This window comes from Pseudomonas sp. PA15(2017) (assembly GCF_001945395.1).
Lineage (GTDB): Bacteria > Pseudomonadota > Gammaproteobacteria > Pseudomonadales > Pseudomonadaceae > Aquipseudomonas.
Genome location: NZ_MSXV01000050.1, coordinates 1 through 18,221 on the forward strand (window position 1 = coordinate 1; position 18,221 = coordinate 18,221).

Below are 18,221 nucleotides of genomic sequence, written 5' to 3' on the forward strand. Positions count from 1 at the left end.
TGCTTTGCCCGCGACCTTCGCCCTGGATATAACCCATAAACGACAATGCCCCTATCAACCGATAGAGGCATTGTCTTCAACTCACCCTCGGACTGCTAGGTTTTCACACAGTCTGCTTTGCCGCGATTTTTTATGCCTGAACGGGCCTCAAGGTGCCGAAGCGATCGCTTTTTCGATGGCCGCGAGCAACTCCGGATCATCCGGTTTGGTCATGCTGGAAAACCGCGCGATCACCTGCCCCTGGCGATCGACCACGTACTTGAAGAAATTCCAGCGCGGCGCTGCAGTCTGCCGGGCAAGCTCCTTGAACAGGGGAATGGCCTTGTCACCGGTGACCGGCTGAGTCTCGCTCATGGTGAAGGTCACGCCGTAATTCACGTAGCAGACCTTGGCCGTTTCCTCGGCATCGTCGGACTCCTGCTTGAACGAGTCGGACGGCACACCGAGAATCTCCAGCCCTTGCGCGCGATAGCGCTTGTTGAGCGCCTCCAGCCCCTCGAACTGGGAGGTGAAGCCGCAGAAGCTGGCGGTATTGACCACCAGCAGCGGTTTGCCGGCGAACTGCTCGCACAGGTCGATCTTGTCCTTGGAGCGCAGCTTGGGCAGCTCGCCCTGATCGGCCAGCAACGCCGGGCATTCGGCGGCCTGGAGCTGGCCACTCAGGGCCAGCAAGGCCAAGGGTATGGCAAACAGTGACAATCGCATGAAAGGATTCCTTGTCGGTCTCAGCACAGGTTCATGCCCAACTGCATGATCGCCAGCCCGCTCGAGCGCCAGGCCCAGAAGGTCAGCGCGAGCACTGCAAATACAGCCAGCGCTGCCAGTGCGAAAGTAGGCTTGAAGGTCATGCCTGGGCTCCCTGCAGTCGTGCTACGGGTTGCTCGCGAACCGGCCAGTTGAGTGCGGCGGCGAGCACGCTGAGCAGAATGGATATCTGCCACACCAGATCATAGCTGCCCGTGTGGTCATACAGGTAACCGCCGAGCCAGCCACCCATGAACGAACCCAGCTGGTGAAACAGAAACACGATACCGCCGAGCATCGACAGGTTGCGCACGCCGAACAGGGTCGCCACGGTGCCATTGGTCAGCGGCACCGTGGACAGCCACAGCAGCCCCATGGCGATGCCGAAGGCGTAGGCCGTCCATATGCTCAACGGAACCGTAATGAACAGCGCGATGACCATACCGCGGGCCAGATACAGGGCGCTGAGCAGCCTCGGTTTGGAACGGCGCCCGCCGAGCCAACCGGCAATGTAGGTACCGAACACGTTGAACAGCCCCACCAGCGCCAGCACCGTGGTACCGACGATGGCCGGCAGATGCTGGTCGACCAGATAAGCCGGCAGGTGCACGCCGATGAACACCACTTGGAAGCCGCAGACGAAAAAGCCCAGTGCCAGCAGCCAGAAACCGGAATGGCTACAGGCCTCGCGCAGCGCCTCGCCTAAGGTCTGCTGCGGGCCCTGGCTGACCTGCGGGCGATCCTTGATCATCAGCGCCAACGGTACGATCAGCGCCACCATCATGCCCAGGGCAATCAACGCAGCCGACCAGCCCAGCCAGCCGATCAGCCCCAGGGTGCCCGGCAACATGGCGAACTGGCCGAAGGAGCCGGCCGCCGCGGCGATGCCCATGGCCATGCTGCGCTTCTCCACCGGCACGGCCCGACCGACGACACCGAGAATCACCGAGAACGAGGTGCCCGACAGGCCGATGCCGATCAGCAAACCGGCGCTCAGCGACAACGACAGCGGCGAATCCGCCAAGCCCATCAGTACCAGGCCCGCGGCGTAGAGCACGCCGCCAACGACGATCGCCCGCTGCGCGCCAAAACGATCGGCCAGGGCGCCGGTAAACGGCTGTGCGATGCCCCAGATCAGGTTTTGCAAGGCGATGGCGAAAGCGAACACGCCCCGCCCCCAGCCGAAATCCGCACTCATCGGCGACAGGAACAGGCCGAAGCCGTGACGGACGCCAAGGGACAGGGCGAGGATCAGCGAAGCCCCCAACATGATCCAGACACTGGTGCGCCAAACCGAATTCATTGCATGTCCTTTTGTTGTAGGTCGAAACGGGGAACGGCAGTGGCGCCGCGTACTCTATCCGTCAATCCAGGCTGGCGAGCAGTTCGTCCAGCGCTTGCAGATGATGCGGTTGTAGCCGTTGCTTGAGTTCGAGCTGCACAGCCTGCCAGGCATCCTGCGCCTCGGCGAGTAGCGCCTCGCCTCTGATAGTCAGGCTCACCAGGCGATTACGCTGATCGGCGCCGTCCGCCAGGGCGACCAGGCCGTGACCTTCGAGCAGCCTGAGGTTGCGACCCAGCGTGCTGCGCTCCAGGCCCACCGCATCGGCCAGGTCAGTGATGCTCGGTCGATCGAGCCGTTGCAGGTGGCGCAGCAGAGAGTACTGGGCAACGCTCAGCCCGACATCGCTCAAGGCGTCGTCATAGAGCTTGCTGACGCCACGGCTGGCGCGACGCAAGCGAGTGCACAGGCATTCGGTCGGCAACATGGATATAGGTATATACCCGCAATTCGGCTTTAACAAGCTATGTGCTGCCGAATCGGGCGAAAGCCGAATACGGTGTCTTTCGGGCTTAAATCCTGTTCCCGATCTTTATGCGCTGAAGCGGTAACTACAAGGCAGAAGCGGACAGTGAACGCTACTACTTTTGTAGGAGGAGCTTTAGCTCCGAGCTTTTTGAGGGTGCAAAGAGCTCGGGGCTAAAGCCCCTCCCACACGTTTGCGTGATCGGCCGCTTGCGCCGGCAAACCTGGGCCGAAAGATCATGAACAGATTGTTAGCTGACCTGCAACGCCGCAGTGAGCAGCACCGCGCATTCGACCACTTCCAGCAACGCGCCAGCCGTATCGCCGGTCGTGCCGCCCAGGCGCTGCAGCATCATCAGGCGCAGCCAGAGGAAGACGCCCGCCACCGCCACCATCACCCAGAAACCACCGAGCAGCAGGCCGAGCAACGCGGTAACGACCAGCACGACCGTGGCGCTGGAGCGCGGCAAATGGGTTTTCAGCGCATCGCCGAGCCCGCCGGGTCGCACGTACGGCGTGTAGAGAAACAGCGCCAGCAACGCCCCTCGCCCCAACACCGGCGCCAGCAACAACACGAGGTGACTACCCTGTTCGAGCAGTGCCAGCAAGGCGCTGAACTTGAGCAGCAGCAGTAATACCAGCACCACCACGGCAATCGGCCCGCTGCGCGGGTCCTTCATGATCGCCAGGGTGCGCTCGCGGTCACCGAAGCCGCCCATCCAGGCATCGGCGCTGTCAGCCAGGCCATCGAGGTGCAAGGCTCCGCTCAGGCCCACCCAGAGGGTCAGCAACAAAGCCGCCTGCAAAGGCACCGGCGCACCGTCGAGAAAACGAGTGGCAACGAGCAAGAACCCACCAACCACCGCGCCTACCACTGGGTAGAACAGCAGCGAACGGCCCATCTGCTGTGGCGTGGGCATGCCCGCCAGGCGCACCGGCAAACGGGTAAGAAACTGCAGGGCGATCCACAATGGCGTCATGGTAGCTCCCGCAACCCGTGCCCATCGAACTGCAGGTGCACGCGCTGGCCGTGGGCCACGCTGACCTGCAGCAGTTGCTCGCGCGGTAAGCCCCGCGCCCTGGCCAGCAACAGGCGCATCACACCGCCATGGGTGACTACCAGCAGTTGTCGTTCACGATACTCGACGTGCAACCGTTGCAGCGCATCCAATACCCGCGTTTCGAAAGCCGGCAGTGGCTCGCCGCCCGGCGGTGTGAACGCGTACGGATCGGCCCAGAAGCGGCCAAGATCATCCGCATTGGTCTCCATCAGTTGCGCAGCCGTGCGCCCTTCCCAGTCACCGAAATGCAGTTCCTGCAGACCCGGCTCGAATTGCAGCGGCAGGCCGCGGGCAGCCGCCAGTTCCTCGGCAAAGCGCGCACAGCGCTGCAGCGGCGAGCTGACCAGCGCATCCCAGCACTCATCGGCCTGTACGGCGGCCCGCAGTTGCGCCCAACCTGCGGCGGTCAGGGCATCGTCGAGGCTGCCACGCAGGCCGCCACCCTGCTCGGTTTCGCCGTGGCGCAGCAGATGCAGTATCACGCCGGGCGATCCGCAACCGCTGCTTCGGCGAAGGTGGCCATGCCGTTATGCAGCGCACAGGCCAGGCGCAGCATCGGCACCACCAGCGCCGCGCCACTGCCCTCGCCCAAACGCAGCCCCAGGCTGACGATCGGCGTGGCCTGCAGTGCGGCGAGCAGGCGCTGATGGCCGGGCTCGGCGCTCTGGTGGGAGAACAGTAGCCAGTCGCGGCAGGCCGGGTTCAGGCGCACCGCCAGCAAGGCCGCGACACTGCAGATGAAACCATCGACCAGCGCCACCACGCCTTGCTGAGCGCAGGCCAGGTAGGCGCCGGTCAGCGCGGCGATCTCGAAGCCACCCAGGCACCGCAGCGCCTCGATGGGCTGATCGGCGGCGCTCTGGTGCAGCTTCAGCGCCGTTTCGATCACCTGCGCCTTGTGGGCAACGCCAGCCGCCGCCAGGCCAGTGCCCGGCCCGACCAGCTCGCCGACCGGGCAGTCGAGCAACAGGCAGGCCAGCGCGGTGGCAGCGGTGGTATTGCCGATGCCCATTTCGCCGCCGATGAACAGCTCATGACGCTGTTCGGCAGCACGAATCACACTGTCGCGCCCGGCCTGCATGGCGATCAGCGCTTGAGCCGGGGTCATCGCCGCCTCGCGCATCAGGTTGGCGGTACCCGCGCCGACCTGCAGATGACGCACGCCTGGCAAAGGCTCGAGCGGCTCGGCAGTGCCCAGATCGGTCACTTCCAGGGCAGCACCCAACTGACGGGCCAGCACGCTGATCGCCGCCCCTCCGGCAACGAAATTGCGCAGCATCTGCCCGGTCACCGCCTGCGGATAAGCAGAGACGCCCTCGGCCACCACGCCATGGTCGCCGGCGAAGATGGCGATCCACACTTTGTCGACCAGCGGCTGCTCACGGCCTTGCAGCGCCGCCAGATGCACAGCCAGGCGCTCCAACTCGCCGAGCGAACCGGCCGGTTTGGTCAGCTGGGCCTGGCGAGCCGCGGCCTTGTCGCGCGCCACCGGGTCCAGCGGCTGCGTGGGGTTCAGCCACCAGTCGAGGGTCATAACGGGTCTCCCTTGAGAATCATCGGCAAGCCGGCCACGGTAAACACCACGCGCTCGCAGCGCTCGGCAACGGCCTGGTGCAGCAAACCGGCGGCATCGACGTAACGGCGGGTCAGCTCGCCCATCGGCACCACGCCGAGGCCGGTTTCGTTGCTGACCAGAATCACCCGACCGGGCAAGGCTTGCAGGCCCGCCAGCAGTGCGTCGCACTCGCAGCTCAGGCGTGCTTCGTCCTCCAGCATCAGCAGGTTGGTCAGCCACAGGGTCAGGCAGTCGACCAGCAGGCAACGCCCTGGCGAAGCCTGTTCTTCGAGCACTCGTGCCAGCGCCAAAGGCTCCTCGACCAGCCCCCACTCGACCGGGCGGCGGTCACGGTGCGAACGGATGCGGCTGCTCATCTCGCCGTCGAGCGGCTGGCTGGTGGCGATATAGACGACCTCCAGCCCGGACTCGGCAGCCAGGCGCTCGGCCAGGCGGCTCTTGCCCGAGCGGGCGCCGCCGAGAATCAGCTCAGCCATCTAACGGGCCTCCTCGGCCAGACCACAGAGCGCACGCAAGGCGGCTTTATCCAGATGGTTTTCGACCAGATCGGCCAGACGTTCGATATCGCGCTCGCGCAGCGCGTGGTAATCCACGGTCTGCACGTCACGCAGCCCGGCCCAATGCAGCAGCGCGCTGCACGCCGCCGAGGACTCGAACAGCCCGTGCAGATAGGTGCCCATGACCTGACCATCTTCGCTCGACGCGCCGTCGCTGCGGCCATCGTCGAGCCTCACGGCGGCGTGTTGCAGGCCGGCGCCGGACGTTACCCCGGCATGGATTTCGTAGCCGCTGATGGCGGCATCGTCCAGGCACAGCCGGCCACTGACGTTGCGCAGCTGTTTGTGCGGTTCCAGCACGGTATCGATGTGCAGCAGGCCGAAACCGTCGCTGCCCCCCGCCGGCCCTTCCAGCCCTTGCGGGTCCTCGACCCGGCGCCCAAGCATCTGCAAGCCGCCGCAGATGCCCAGCAGCTTGCCGCCATAGCGCAGGTGCCGGTCGATGGCCGCCGCCCAGCCGCCGCTGCGCAGGAAGGCGAGATCGGCGCGCACGCTCTTGGAGCCGGGCAGGATGATCAGGTCGGCCGGCGGAATGGCTTCGCCGGGGCCGACGAAGGTCAGCTCGACCTGGGGGTGCAGGCGCAGCGGATCGAAATCGGTGTGGTTGCTGATGCGCGGCAGCACCGGCACCACCACCTTGAGCACCTGATCGGCCTTGCTCACCTGACGCCGGTCGATGGCGTCCTCGGCCTCCAGGTGGAAATCCATCAGGTACGGCAGCACGCCCAACACCGGTTTGCCGGTGCGCTGTTCGAGCCACTCCAGCCCTGGTTTGAGCAAGGCGATATCACCGCGAAACCGGTTGATCACGAAGCCCTTGAGGCGCGCCTGCTCACTTGGCGACAGCAGCTCAAGGGTGCCGACCAGATGCGCGAAGACGCCGCCCTTGTCGATATCGGCGATCAGGATCACCGGGCAGTCGACCGCCTCGGCGAAGCCCATGTTGGCGATGTCGTTGGCACGCAGGTTGATCTCGGCCGGGGAGCCGGCGCCCTCGACCATCACCACCTGGTGGTTCGCCCGCAGGCGAGCGTGGGACGCCAGCACCGCTTCACGGGCGACGCGCTTGTAGTCGTGGTAAGTCACGGCATTCATGTTGCCGACGGCCTGGCCATGAATGATCACCTGGGCGCCGGTATCGCTGTTGGGCTTGAGCAGTACCGGGTTCATGTCGGTGTGCGCCGGCAGGCCGCAAGCCTGGGCCTGCACCGCCTGGGCACGGCCGATCTCGCCACCGTCGGCGGTCACCGCGCTGTTGAGCGCCATGTTCTGCGGTTTGAACGGTGCCACGCTGACGCCCTGGCGCCGCAACCAGCGGCACAGGGCGGTCACCAGGGTGCTCTTGCCCGCGTCCGAGGTGGTGCCCTGCACCATCAGGGTGGCGCCGGTTTGCAAATGACTCATCGCGCCTCCTCGGCAAAGACCTGTAGCGCCGCAGCCAGGCGCTGCCACCCGGCTTCATCGGGCGGCAGGCCGAAACGAATGCTGGCCGGGCGCTCGAACAGGCGGGTGAAGATGCCATTGCAGGCGAGAAATTCGTGCAGCAGCGCGGCGTGCTCGCTGGCGAGCCACTGGAACAGCGCGCAGCCACCGGTGGGCGCCAGGCCATGTTCACCCAGCAGGCTGGCCAGGCGCTGGCCATCCGTGCTCAAGCGCTGATGCTGAGCCTGCTGAGCAGTTTTGTCTTCGAGCATGCGGGTCGCCAGCCAGCGGGTCGGGCCGCTGATCGTCCAGGGCCCGAGCATGTCTTCCAATTCATCGAGCAGCGCGCGTTCGGCCAGCACGAAGCCCAGGCGGGCGCCGGCCATGCCGAAGAACTTGCCGAACGAGCGCAGCACGATCAGCCCCGGCAATTGTGCATGAGCAGCCAGGCTCTGCTCCGGGGTGCAGTCGATAAAGGCCTCATCGACGATCAGCCAGCCGCCCCGCTCGGCCAGGTGCGCATGCCAGGCATACAGTTGCTCGGGGGAGAACCGTCGCCCGGTAGGGTTGTTGGGATTGACCAGCAAGAGCACGTCGAGCCGCTCCAGCGCGCGGTTGACGCCGGCCTCACTGATCTCCAGCACCCGATGCCCTTCGCGTTGCCAGGCCGCCGCATGCTCGGCGTAGGCCGGTGAAACGATGCCGACCCGTGCCTCACGGCGCAGCCGCGGCAGGCACTGGATCGCCGCCTGGGAGCCGGCCACCGGTAGCAGGTCGGCGACACCGTAATAGGTGCAGGCGGCAGCTTCCAGGCCGTCGGCCTGCTCCGGTAGTCGATTCCAGGCGTGCGCTGGGATCTCCGGCAGCGGCAGGCCGTAGGGCGCTACCCCGGTCGACAGGTCCAGCCAGTCGCTCAGCGGGATGCCATAACGAAGCGCCGCTTTGCGTAACCGTCCGCCGTGCTCAAGCAATGCACACCTCCACGATCAGCATCAGCAGCAACCAGAGCAGCACGCCGCCCGATACCAGATTCATCGCTCGCTCGATATCCCGCGCCCGTGGCAACGGCCCTTCGCCCAGCTCGGGGCGCTGGTGCAGCTCACCGTGATAGACCGCCGCGCCACCGAGGCTGACGCCCAGCGCGCCCGCTCCCGCGGCCATCACCGGCCCAGCGTTGGGACTGTCCCATTGTGGCGCCTGGCGCTGCCAGCAGCGCATCGCCAGGGCGCTACGCCCCAGTACGGCATAAGTCAGCGCCACCAGTCGGGCAGGCACGTAATTGAGCAGGTCATCGATCTTCGCGGCGGCCCAACCGAAGCGTTCGAAACGCTCGTTGCGATAGCCCCACATGGCATCCAGGGTGTTGCTCAGGCGATACAGCACCACGCCCGGCGCCCCGGCGACGAGAAACCAGAACAGCGCGGCGAACACCGCGTCGCTACCGTTTTCCAGCACCGACTCGGTACCGGCACGGGCCACGCCAGTGGCGTCCAAGTCCTCGGTACGCCGGCTGACCATATAGCCCACTCGCTGGCGAGCCTCCGGCAGATCACCCAGGCGCAGCGCCTGGGCCACCGGCTGGGCGTGCTGATCGAGGCTGCGCAGCCCCAGGGCGGCGTAGAGGGCGACGATTTGCACCAGCCAGCCGATCCACGGCAGTTGCACCAGCAGCACGGTAAGCAGCGTCAACGGCAGCACCGCCAGGCACCAGGCGCTCACGCCATGGCTGCGCCAGCCACCACCGGACGGGTTGAAGCGCTGCTCCAGGCGGTTGGCCAGCTTGCCGAAGCCCACCAACGGGTGCCAGCGCTTCGGCTCACCAAGGGCGGCATCCAGGGCCACGCCCGCGACAGCGCTGAGGATCAGGCTCATGGATGGTTCTCGTTATTCATGGTGATCCCAGCGATCCTCAAACAGCAGCTCGTGCAGCGGCCGCACCTGCGCCCAGCCTTCCTGGGCCAGCATCGGCGCCGGATAAAAAGCCTGCACCGGCCCCAGGCAAAGCACCGCGACCGGCTTGCTACCCGGCGGCATACCCAGCAAGTCGGCCAGAGCGACGGGGTCGAACAGCGACACCCAGCCCATGCCCAGCCCTTCGGCACGGGCCGCCAGCCACAGGTTCTGGATGGCGCAGGACAGCGAGGCCATGTCCATTTCCGGCAAGGTGCGCCGACCGAACACATGAGCCTCGCGGCCTTCCATCAAGGCCGCCACCAGCACTTCGGCGCAGTCGCGAACGCCCTCGACCTTCAGGCGCATGAATTCGTCCGAACGTTCGCCCAAGGCCTCGGCGGTCAGCTGGCGTTCGCGCTCGACCAACTGATAGATGTCTTCACGCAGCGCCGGCCGGGTGATGCGGATGAAGCGCCACGGCTGCATCAGACCGACGCTGGGCGCCTGGTGCGCTGCGTCGAGCAGGCGAGTGAGCAATTCGGGCGCCACCTCGCCGCCGCTGAAATGGCGCATGTCGCGGCGCTCGGCAATGGCGCGGTAGACCGCGGTGCGTTCCTCGGCGCTGAAGGCGTGCGCGGTCATGGACGAAACAACGCCGCGGCGGCTGACGGATTGGAAGGCAGGTAGAAATGAATGTAGGACGCGGTCAGGCGCCCGAGTCGGAACACCGCCTCGCTGACCGGCTTGTCATTCGGGCAGTCCCCACGGGCCAGCGGCTGCAGCGCAGAGTCCAGGCGCGAGTGGTGATAACTATGCCCGCGCAGTACCCCCTCGGGCAGTTCGACACGCTGCAGGGCCAGGGCGACCAGGCGCTTCTGCATCCGCGCGTGGCCAGGCAGCAGGCCGGCCAGGTCAGCGTGCTCGCCAGCGACATCGCTCAGCGACTCGAGCAGATAAAGCATGCCGCCGCACTCGGCGAGCAGCGGCTTGCCGGTCTGCTGATGGGCCTTGATCGCCTCGATCATCGGCCGATTGGCGGCCAGCGCCTGCAGATGCAACTCCGGGTAGCCGCCTGGCAGGTAGAGGCTGTCCACCTCGGGCAGCGCCTCGTCGGTCAGCGGGCTGAAGAACGTCAGCGTCGCACCCATCTGCTCGAGCAGGTCGAGATTGGCCTGGTAGATGAACGCGAAGGACGCATCGAAGGCCACGCCGATGCGTACGCCAGCGAGCAGCGGCGCCAGCGGCTCTATCGAGGGTGCGGCGAAGGTCACCGGCGGCGGCAGCGTGATCGACGCCGTCTGCTCCAGGGCATCGGCCGCGGTATCCAGGCGCATATCGAGGTCGGCAAGTTCGCCAGCCTGCACCAGGCCGAGGTGCCGGCTGGGCAGCTCGATGGCCGCACTGCGTGGCAACGAGCCATACCAGCGGATCGAAGCCGGCAGGCTGTCACGGATAAGATCGTTATGGCGCCCCGGATTGACGCGGTTGCCGAGCACACCGGAAAACGGCAGGTCAGGCTGGTAGCTGGCCAGGCCGACGGCCAGGGCGCCGAAGGTCTGGGCCATGGCCGAACCATCGATCACCCCGAGCACCGGCACACCGAAACGGCGCGCCAGATCAGCCGCCGACGGCGAGCCGTCGAACAGCCCCATCACGCCCTCGATCAGAATCAGATCGGCCTCGCCAGCGGCTTCCCAGAGCAGGCGGCGGCTCTCGGCTTCACCGACCATCCACAGGTCCAGCTGATAGACCGGGTTGCCGCTGGCGCGAGAAAGAATCATCGGGTCGAGAAAGTCCGGCCCACACTTGAACACCCGTACCCGCTTGCCTTGCCGGGTGTGCAGGCGCGCCAGGGCAGCGGTGACGGTGGTCTTGCCCTGCCCCGAGGCGGGCGCGGCGATCACCAGGGCCGGGCACTGCCGTGGCGCCCCAGACTCGGCGGAAAGCGCATCTGTCGTGCTCAAAATTCCACGCCCTTCTGCGCCTTCACACCGGCCTTGAAGGCGTGTTTGACCAGGGTCATTTCGGTCACCGTATCGGCCGCTTCGAGCAGGGCCGGCGGTGCGCCACGACCGGTCACGACAACGTGCTGCAGTTCGGGGCGCGACTCGATGTCGCGAAGCACCACGTCTACGTCCAGGTAGCCGTGCTTGAGCGCGATGTTCAACTCGTCCAGCACCACCAGCGCGATCTGCGGGTCGTTCAGCAGTTGCCTGGCAACATCCCAGGCCAGGCGTGCCTTCTCGATATCGCGTTGGCGATCCTGGGTATCCCAGGTATAGCCCTCGCCCATCACGTGGTAGCTGACTTCATCGGGAAAGCGGCGGAAGAAGTGCTCTTCGCCGGTGGCCATGCCACCCTTGATGAACTGCACCACGCCCACCTTCAGGCCATGGCCGAGCGCGCGAGCAACCATGCCGAAGGCCGAACTGCTCTTGCCCTTGCCATTGCCGCTGTGTACCAGCAGCAAGCCGTATTCGTTCTGGGCCTGGGCGATCTTTTCGTCCATCAGCGCCTTCTTGCGCGCCATGCGGGCGTTATGGCGCGCGTCGCGCTCGGCCGACTCGCGGCTGGGGGATGGGGTCGATTCGCTCATGGGATCTCCTCGGCGCCAGCAAGCTCGCGCAGTTCGGGCAGGTATCGGTGCCCGACGATAAAAACGATCACGCAGGAGCAGGCAGGGGCTGGCCCAGGGGCCGCGCACCGGCCGCGCCCACCGCGCAACCTAAGGAAAAAGCGACAGGCCGGTCTCCGGGCTCACGAGTGCCGCGTTCACAGAACACGACGAACCACGCCGCCTTCCCGCATCTAAGATACAGTGGCCAGAAGCATGGTTGGGCTCGTTTACCGTTGCGGGGGCAGCGTCGGCATTGCTCGCTTGGCGGCGGCGCACCGACTTCCCAGTTTCACCCCCGGCCGAGACCGGGGACACCTGAAGCAGGTCGCAAAGGGTAAGGACTGACGGCATAAGCGTCAATCGAAGAGTCAGCCATGTAGCGCGGCCATGGGCAACGACAGCTCAAGGATGGCTGGCAAGCTCTACCGGGAAAACGCGCTTGGCTTCGATATAGGTGCGCTGCCAATAACTGTTGCCGAGGCTGTCCAGGCGGACGGTGCCGCCCGAAGACGGCGCATGCACGAAGCGACCTTCGCCGACGTAGATGCCGGCGTGGCTGACCTGCCGGCCACCGCTGGTGGCGAAGAACACCAGGTCACCACTGCGCAAGGAATCACGGCCAATGGTCGGTGCACGCATGCTGATCAGCTCGCGGGTCGAGCGTGGCAGGCTGATGCCGGCGGCATCACGGTAGACGTAGCCGATCAGGCCGCTGCAATCGAAACCGCTGTCCGGCGTGTTGCCGCCGTAGCGATAAGGAGTGCCCACCAGGCCGAGCGCGCGAAACAGCACATCATCCGCGCCACCTTGGTAAGCACCAGGCGCGGGCATGGCGACGACAGGTTGTGGAGCAGGTGCGGGCGCACGGCTGGAACAGGCACTGAGCAGTGCCGCGAGCAAGAGGAAGGCGATGCGGATGGTGGCAGTCATGGACGGACGATCCTGGAGCCTGAATGCGCCCTACTCTGCCGCGTTCGCAACTGCAGTGCAAGCTTTAGCTTTATGCTGCAGTCACTTGAAAACATTCAAATTGTTGCCTGACCGATGCGATCAGGCAACGTTTTATCAATGCTCGGAGGCCAGATGCTCGGTCGGCGCCAGCGCCAGGACGCGCTTGGCTTCGATGAATGTGCGCTTCCAGTAGCCATCATCCAGGCTGTCGATGCGCACGCCACCGCTGCGGCTGCTGGAGGAATGGATGAACTGATCGTCGCCCAGGTAAATGCCCGCATGGCTGACGCGGCCACGGCCAGCAGTGCTGAAGAACACCAGATCACCCGGCTCGAGCGCCTTGCGCTCGACCAACGGGGCATCGATGTTGATCATGTCGCGGGTCGAGCGTGGCAGTTCCATGCCCAGCTCCTCGCGGAACAGATAACCGATGAAGCCACTGCAGTCGAACCCGGTCTTCACCGAGCTGCCACCGAAACGGTAACGGGTGCCGATCAGAGAGATGCCCTTCTCCAGCACGCTATCGGCCAGTTGCGGCAGCTCATAGGGTGCGTGACCGACAAACTCGGCAGCGGCGCCGTCTGCACCGGCGTCGGCCTGATCGAGAACGGGCGCGGCGACTACTGGCCTGGCAGGCAAGGAAGCCTGAGCCGGCGACGCATCGATCTGGGATTGTGGAACATGGTTAACGCAGGCGGCGAGAACCATTGTGAGTGCGAGAGGCACGAGGGGTGCGAAGCGTTGGCGCATGGGCACGACCGTGGCATGAAAAATGAACAGCCGCGACTATGCCCACTAACGAGATCATTTGCAAATATTATGATCAGCAATGTGACTCAGTAGTTCAGGGAAAACATCTAAGGCCCGTTCTTCCAGCCTGAAATCAACCAGTGCGCTGACTTGCGTATGCGACAAATTGACCTCGACCGTGACCTTGCCCGAACGGCGTGCCTGCATCAACGGCTCGGCTATATAAGGGAAGCTGGCGCTGGTCCCGACGCTGATCACCAGGTCGAAGCCCTGCCGCAATTGCCCATATAGACGCTCCACGGCCAATGGCGGCAGTCGCTCGCCGAACAACACCACAGGTGGCCGTAACACCCCGCCGCAGGTCACGCACCGTGGTGGCAGGGGCCGTTGTAGATGCTCGCCCAACCGCTCGTCGGTTTCCCGGCAAACCTGGCAATGCAGGGGCGACAGTTCACCGTGAATCTCGATCAGTCGATCCGCAGGACTGCCAGCCAGGCGATGATAGCCGTCGATGTTCTGGGTCAGCACCCAGCAATCCGGCTTGAGCGTCTGCAGTTCGGCTATCGCCCGGTGGGCCGCATTGGGCTGGGCGCCCAGGCAGGCGCTGCCGAGCTGCGCCAGGTACTTCCAGCACAGCGCCGGATCGTGGCGCAGCATGTCGCCGGACATCGCTACTTCGATCGGCACGCCATCATCGGTGTGGTCGTTGTAGAGGCCGCCGATGCCACGGTAGGTCGGCAAGCCGGAATCCGCGGAAATTCCCGCCCCAGTGATGATCAGGATGCGCTGCGCTTCGATGAACGCCGAAACCAGGCGCTGCAGTTGCGCTGCCATCAATGGTTGACCGTGTGCGCCAGCATCACTGAAAGCTGGCACATCGGTCTGCCGCTTTCTGCATGCCACTGATTGAAGGCGGCCTGCACCGCCGCCCGGTCGCGCTGGCTGTTGGGCACCTTGTCGATGATCTTCTGGGCTTTGAGGGCAGCGACCATGTCATCGCTGGGGATGAAGGTGTCCTTGCCGACCATGCGCAGGAAACGCGGCGCGGAAAGTCCGCCCAACTGGCTGCCCTGCTTGGCCAGCCAGTGCCAGAGACCGACGATATCGGTCACCGGCCAATCAGCGATCAACCCGCCAAAGGCAAGACCAGGCTTCGGCGCGCTGGCCTTCGCGGCAGCGGCAGGCCCGCTCAGCGCACCACGCTCCACGTCGAGAATGAACTGCGCATTGCGCGGCACGCTCTTGAGCTTGCCCAGATGGCGAATCAGCCGCGCATCCTGCATCAGCCGCTCCAGGCGCTCGCCGCCCATCAGCACGACCTTTTCCGGATCGAAGCCGAAGAACACTTCCTCGAAGGCCGGCCACTTGGCATCGACCAGGCTGTGTTTGAGGCCAGCCCGGAATATGCGCAGGCTCATGATCGACAGGTAGCGATCATTGCCCAGCGCCCGTAGCTTCTTGTCGGAGACGGGCTGCGGCAGGCGCGCCTCGAGTGCCTGGAGCGAGCCGAAACGGTTCACGCAGTATTCATGCAGCCATCGATAATCGTGCATCGCTTGGGGTCAGCCCTCGAAAGTTACAGGTTCATTACGTTCAGAAAGCGCGGCGTGGCCTGTTCGTCGATCTTCAGGCTGGTGAAATCGAACAGGTTGCGGTCCGCCAGTTGCGACGGCACCACGTTCTGCAGGGCGCGGAACATGATCTCGGTACGCCCCGGCGACTTGCGTTCCCATTCCTGCAGCATGTCCTTGACCACCTGGCGCTGCAGGTTTTCCTGGGAGCCGCACAGGTTGCACGGGATGATCGGAAATTCCTTGAGCGTGCTGTAGGCCTCTATGTCAGCCTCACTGCAGTAGGCCAGCGGGCGAATCACCACGTTGCGGCCATCGTCGGCACGCAGCTTGGGCGGCATGGCCTTGAGCGTGCCGCCGTAGAACATGTTGAGAAAGAAGGTTTCGAGAATGTCGTCACGGTGGTGACCGAGGGCCATCTTGGTCGCGCCGATCTCGTCGGCAAAGGTGTACAGCGTGCCGCGGCGCAGACGCGAGCACAGCGAGCAGGTGGTCTTGCCTTCCGGGATCTTTTCCTTGACCACGGAATAGGTGTCCTTCTCGACGATGTGGTACGCCACACCGATGGATTCCAGGTAGGCCGGCAGCACGTGCTCGGGGAAGCCGGGCTGCTTCTGATCCATGTTCACCGCAACGATCTCGAATTTGATCGGCGCGACCTTCTGCAGGTGCAGCAGGATGTCGAGCATGGTGTAGCTGTCCTTGCCACCGGACAGACAGACCATGACCTTGTCGCCCTCCTCGATCATGTTGAAGTCGGCGATGGCCTCGCCGGCCTGACGACGCAGGCGTTTTTGCAGTTTGTTCTGATTGACCGAGAGGGTGCCCATGGCGCGCAGGAATCCGCTATAAGTACTGAGGCCGCGCATTTTACCCAGAAAACGGGGCGCACCCCAGCTACAAAACAGCTAACCGTCGGCATGCCGACGAAACCAGCCAGCAACGCACCTTCTCATCGACCAAGGAAAGCCGATGAACCAGGAAACCTTACCCGGCAGCCGGCTGCTCGATTTGCTGGAGGCCGCACCCGAAGGGCTCTCCGAGTACGAACTGATGCTGCGCCTGAGCCGCTGGCAGGGCCGTGACGAGCGCCTGCCCAGCGATACCCTGGAACTGTTTCGCAGCCACTTCCTGCTCTTCCACACGCTGTATCGGCTGCGCGATGAACTACACGCCGAGCGCCGCGCATCGCTACAGATCAGCCCGTTATGCATCCGCCTGCTGCCTTATCAGGCTGCGCAGAGCGCCTTGAGCGAACCGGAACCGCTGCGCGAGTATTATCTCGATCTCACCCATTTGCACGACACTGGCGCTGAGGATGTCGAGCAGATGCTCGGCGCCTTTTGGGTGCGCCTGCACGGGGCCGAAGATCGGCAGCAGGCCCTAGCGGCGCTGGAGTTCGACGAGCAGGCTGGCGAGCTCGATCTGGGCGTCATCCGCCAGCGCTACCGGCAGTTGGTGAGCGTTCATCACCCGGACCGAGGCGGTTGCACGCAGCGCCTGCAGCGCATCAACAGCGCCATGGAAACGCTGCAGCGTTACTACCGCTGAGAACCGGCTCATCATCTTTCAGCCCAGGCTCGCCCCTTTTTGTAGCCGAGTGGCGAGAGCGGCCGCAACCGATCCACTGTGGGAGCGCGCCATGCGCGCAAAAATCGCTGGCCTGGACTGGGTGCCCCGCCCGCTCCCACGGATGCTGCGCCGATAACCGCTACTGCCTCGCAGTTGCCGCTTGAGACGAATAAATATCTTGAACAGCCCTGAGGCCACCGCTCGGCTTATGGCCCTGCAGCGGGCGCCTATCTGCGGCATAATCGGCGCCAGTGTCCCGCCTTCGAAGCCGTCATGCCCGATCAGATCCACGCCCGCGTCGAAGCCTGTTACCAGCAGGCGGAAACCTTTTTCAAGCGGTGCTTCGCCCGCCCGCAGGTGAGCTTCAAGCTACGCGGGCAAAAAGCTGGCGTGGCGCATCTCACCGAAAACAAGCTGCGCTTCAACCCGCAGCTGTATCGCGAGAATCAGGAAGACTTCCTGCGCCAGACCGTAGCCCACGAAGTGGCCCACCTGATCGCCCACCAGCTGTTCGGCCTGAGCATCCAGCCCCACGGCGAGGAATGGCAGTTGATCATGCGCGGCGTCTACGAACTACCGCCACACCGCTGCCATACTTATGACGTGAAGCGCCGCCAGGTCAGCCGGTTCATCTACCGATGCCAGTGCCCGCAAGGCGAGTTTCCGTTCTCCGCCCAGCGCCACGCACTGGTGGCCAAGGGGCGCCGCTACTTCTGCCGGCGCTGCAAGATCACCCTGCTGTTCACTGGCGAACAACGCGTCGAGTAGCCTCAGCCCTGCAGGCGCTGGAAGGCGCGCAGCAGTGCTTGGCTGAGATCCACGCTGGAGAATTTGGTGAGCACATCGTTGGCACCCACCAAGCGGGCCTTCTCGGTGTTCATGGTGCTATCCAGCGAGGTATGCAACAGAACGTAGGTCTCGCCAAGCTCGGCATCCTTGCGAATCTGCTGGACCAGAGCATAGCCATCCATCTCCGGCATTTCGATGTCCGAGACCAGTACCTCGATGGGCCGCCCCTCCTTTCTCGCCACACGTAGCACCTCGAAAGCACTGGCTGCACTGCGCACGGCCTGGCAATCGAGATCGAGCTTGCGAAGGGTGATCAGGGTCTGCTGCAGCGCCACCTGGGAATCGTCGACGACCAACACGCGCCGCCCCTGCAGCAATTGTCGCTCAGCCGGGGTAAGCAATTGCTCGCTGACTTCTTCGAGCGGCGCTGGGGCGATTTCATGCAGCACTTTCTCGATATCCAGAATCTGCACGATGACCCCATCGATCTGCGTCACGCCGGTAATGAACGCACGCGTGCCGGCCCCCGAAGGTGGCGGACGCACGTCGCGGGTCGAGCACTGCACGATACGCTCGACGCTGTGCACGTGCAGGCCCTGCCGCGAGCGGCTCAGCTCGGTGACGATCAGGCAACCTACGCCGGCATCGCTGCCGCCGCGCTCGCCGATCGCCCGGGCCAGGTCGATCACCGTAAGCGCAGAGCCACGCAAGGTTGCGACACCAAGCACATGGGGGTGTCGGCTAGGCATCTTGGTCAAGGCGGGACAGGGAATGATCTCGTTGACCTTGAGCAGATTGATGCCCAGGAGGCGGCCGTTGTGCAAACGAAATAGCAACAGCGACAGCGCGTCGCCGAGCACCATGTTCATACCCGTATTTCCCCATCCATCAAAAGCTAAAAAGTGGCCCGG

General features: G+C 64.7%; 22 protein-coding genes and 1 riboswitch. Of the genes, 2 read left to right on the plus strand and 20 right to left on the minus strand.

The features are described 5' to 3' along the window. Positions 1 to 147 precede the first annotated feature (147 nt). The 19 genes from BVH03_RS15655 to ttcA all read right to left on the minus strand — a co-directional run bounded on the left by BVH03_RS15655 (position 148) and on the right by ttcA (position 15,779). Positions 148 to 705 (minus strand): glutathione peroxidase, encoded by a 558-nt coding sequence (locus tag BVH03_RS15655; protein ID WP_075962035.1) that lies wholly within the window; start codon positions 703 to 705, stop codon positions 148 to 150. A 20-nt stretch (positions 706 to 725) separates the two neighbouring features. Continuing rightward, a complete protein-coding gene (locus BVH03_RS26900) occupies positions 726 to 848 on the minus strand; it encodes a hypothetical protein (RefSeq protein ID WP_256574714.1) in 123 nt (40 codons plus the stop codon). Beyond that, complete coding sequence (locus BVH03_RS15660) at positions 845 to 2,047, minus strand: MFS transporter (protein ID WP_075962036.1); 1,203 nt, start codon at positions 2,045 to 2,047, stop codon at positions 845 to 847. Before BVH03_RS15660 ends, BVH03_RS26900 begins: the two co-directional genes overlap by 4 nt. A 61-nt stretch (positions 2,048 to 2,108) precedes the next feature. Then, a complete protein-coding gene (locus BVH03_RS15665) occupies positions 2,109 to 2,513 on the minus strand; it encodes a MarR family winged helix-turn-helix transcriptional regulator (protein WP_075962037.1) in 405 nt (134 codons plus the stop codon). Positions 2,514 to 2,802: 289 nt separating this feature from the next. Beyond that, complete coding sequence (locus BVH03_RS15670; protein ID WP_075962038.1) at positions 2,803 to 3,531, minus strand: adenosylcobinamide-GDP ribazoletransferase; 729 nt, start codon at positions 3,529 to 3,531, stop codon at positions 2,803 to 2,805. Beyond that, complete coding sequence (gene cobC / locus BVH03_RS15675) at positions 3,528 to 4,094, minus strand: alpha-ribazole phosphatase family protein (protein ID WP_177344916.1); 567 nt, start codon at positions 4,092 to 4,094, stop codon at positions 3,528 to 3,530. Before cobC ends, BVH03_RS15670 begins: the two co-directional genes overlap by 4 nt. Continuing rightward, on the minus strand, positions 4,091 to 5,146 hold the full coding sequence (gene cobT, locus BVH03_RS15680) for a nicotinate-nucleotide--dimethylbenzimidazole phosphoribosyltransferase (protein ID WP_075962039.1): 1,056 nt from the start codon (positions 5,144 to 5,146) through the stop codon (positions 4,091 to 4,093). The genes cobC and cobT overlap by 4 nt, the downstream gene beginning before the upstream one ends. Continuing rightward, complete coding sequence (gene cobU, locus BVH03_RS15685) at positions 5,143 to 5,664, minus strand: bifunctional adenosylcobinamide kinase/adenosylcobinamide-phosphate guanylyltransferase (protein WP_075962040.1); 522 nt, start codon at positions 5,662 to 5,664, stop codon at positions 5,143 to 5,145. Before cobU ends, cobT begins: the two co-directional genes overlap by 4 nt. Continuing rightward, positions 5,665 to 7,149 (minus strand): cobyric acid synthase, encoded by a 1,485-nt coding sequence (locus tag BVH03_RS15690; protein ID WP_075962041.1) that lies wholly within the window; start codon positions 7,147 to 7,149, stop codon positions 5,665 to 5,667. Then, on the minus strand, positions 7,146 to 8,138 hold the full coding sequence (gene cobD, locus BVH03_RS15695; RefSeq protein ID WP_075962042.1) for a threonine-phosphate decarboxylase CobD: 993 nt from the start codon (positions 8,136 to 8,138) through the stop codon (positions 7,146 to 7,148). Before cobD ends, BVH03_RS15690 begins: the two co-directional genes overlap by 4 nt. Further along, complete coding sequence (gene cbiB, locus BVH03_RS15700; RefSeq protein ID WP_075962043.1) at positions 8,131 to 9,039, minus strand: adenosylcobinamide-phosphate synthase CbiB; 909 nt, start codon at positions 9,037 to 9,039, stop codon at positions 8,131 to 8,133. The genes cobD and cbiB overlap by 8 nt, the downstream gene beginning before the upstream one ends. A gap of 12 nt (positions 9,040 to 9,051) precedes the next feature. After that, positions 9,052 to 9,702 (minus strand): 5,6-dimethylbenzimidazole synthase, encoded by a 651-nt coding sequence (gene bluB, locus BVH03_RS15705; protein WP_075962044.1) that lies wholly within the window; start codon positions 9,700 to 9,702, stop codon positions 9,052 to 9,054. Then, complete coding sequence (locus tag BVH03_RS15710) at positions 9,699 to 11,024, minus strand: cobyrinate a,c-diamide synthase (RefSeq protein WP_075962045.1); 1,326 nt, start codon at positions 11,022 to 11,024, stop codon at positions 9,699 to 9,701. Before BVH03_RS15710 ends, bluB begins: the two co-directional genes overlap by 4 nt. Continuing rightward, positions 11,021 to 11,656: a cob(I)yrinic acid a,c-diamide adenosyltransferase gene (gene cobO, locus BVH03_RS15715; RefSeq protein WP_075962046.1), complete on the minus strand. Its 636-nt coding sequence runs from the start codon at positions 11,654 to 11,656 to the stop codon at positions 11,021 to 11,023. The genes BVH03_RS15710 and cobO overlap by 4 nt, the downstream gene beginning before the upstream one ends. A 128-nt stretch (positions 11,657 to 11,784) precedes the next feature. Further along, a riboswitch (cobalamin riboswitch) is annotated at positions 11,785 to 12,011 on the minus strand. Positions 12,012 to 12,079: 68 nt separating this feature from the next. After that, complete coding sequence (locus BVH03_RS15720; protein ID WP_075962047.1) at positions 12,080 to 12,607, minus strand: C40 family peptidase; 528 nt, start codon at positions 12,605 to 12,607, stop codon at positions 12,080 to 12,082. A 135-nt stretch (positions 12,608 to 12,742) separates the two neighbouring features. Beyond that, entirely contained in the window at positions 12,743 to 13,378 is a 636-nt protein-coding gene (locus BVH03_RS15725) for a C40 family peptidase (RefSeq protein WP_075962048.1), read from the minus strand. Between the two features lie 54 nt (positions 13,379 to 13,432). After that, positions 13,433 to 14,212 (minus strand): NAD-dependent deacylase, encoded by a 780-nt coding sequence (locus BVH03_RS15730; RefSeq protein ID WP_075962049.1) that lies wholly within the window; start codon positions 14,210 to 14,212, stop codon positions 13,433 to 13,435. Beyond that, the gene (locus tag BVH03_RS15735; protein ID WP_075962050.1) at positions 14,212 to 14,931 is read right to left on the minus strand and encodes a DNA-3-methyladenine glycosylase I; all 720 of its coding nucleotides are present in this window, start codon (positions 14,929 to 14,931) and stop codon (positions 14,212 to 14,214) included. Before BVH03_RS15735 ends, BVH03_RS15730 begins: the two co-directional genes overlap by 1 nt. Positions 14,932 to 14,954: 23 nt before the next feature. Continuing rightward, positions 14,955 to 15,779 carry a tRNA 2-thiocytidine(32) synthetase TtcA gene (ttcA, locus tag BVH03_RS15740; protein ID WP_075962051.1) on the minus strand — a complete coding sequence of 275 codons (825 nt, stop codon included), beginning with the start codon at positions 15,777 to 15,779 and terminating at the stop codon, positions 14,955 to 14,957. Positions 15,780 to 15,921: 142 nt separating this feature from the next. Here ttcA and BVH03_RS15745 point away from each other — a divergent pair, with 142 nt between their 5' ends. Both BVH03_RS15745 and BVH03_RS15750 read left to right on the plus strand, forming a co-directional pair. Then, on the plus strand, positions 15,922 to 16,500 hold the full coding sequence (locus BVH03_RS15745) for a DNA-J related domain-containing protein (protein WP_075962052.1): 579 nt from the start codon (positions 15,922 to 15,924) through the stop codon (positions 16,498 to 16,500). 294 nt (positions 16,501 to 16,794) lie between these two features. Beyond that, on the plus strand, positions 16,795 to 17,289 hold the full coding sequence (locus tag BVH03_RS15750) for a SprT family zinc-dependent metalloprotease (protein WP_075962053.1): 495 nt from the start codon (positions 16,795 to 16,797) through the stop codon (positions 17,287 to 17,289). A 2-nt stretch (positions 17,290 to 17,291) separates the two neighbouring features. Here the strand turns inward: BVH03_RS15750 and BVH03_RS15755 are convergent, their stop codons facing one another. Continuing rightward, positions 17,292 to 18,179: a chemotaxis protein CheV gene (locus tag BVH03_RS15755; RefSeq protein WP_075962054.1), complete on the minus strand. Its 888-nt coding sequence runs from the start codon at positions 18,177 to 18,179 to the stop codon at positions 17,292 to 17,294. Positions 18,180 to 18,221: the final 42 nt, after the last annotated feature.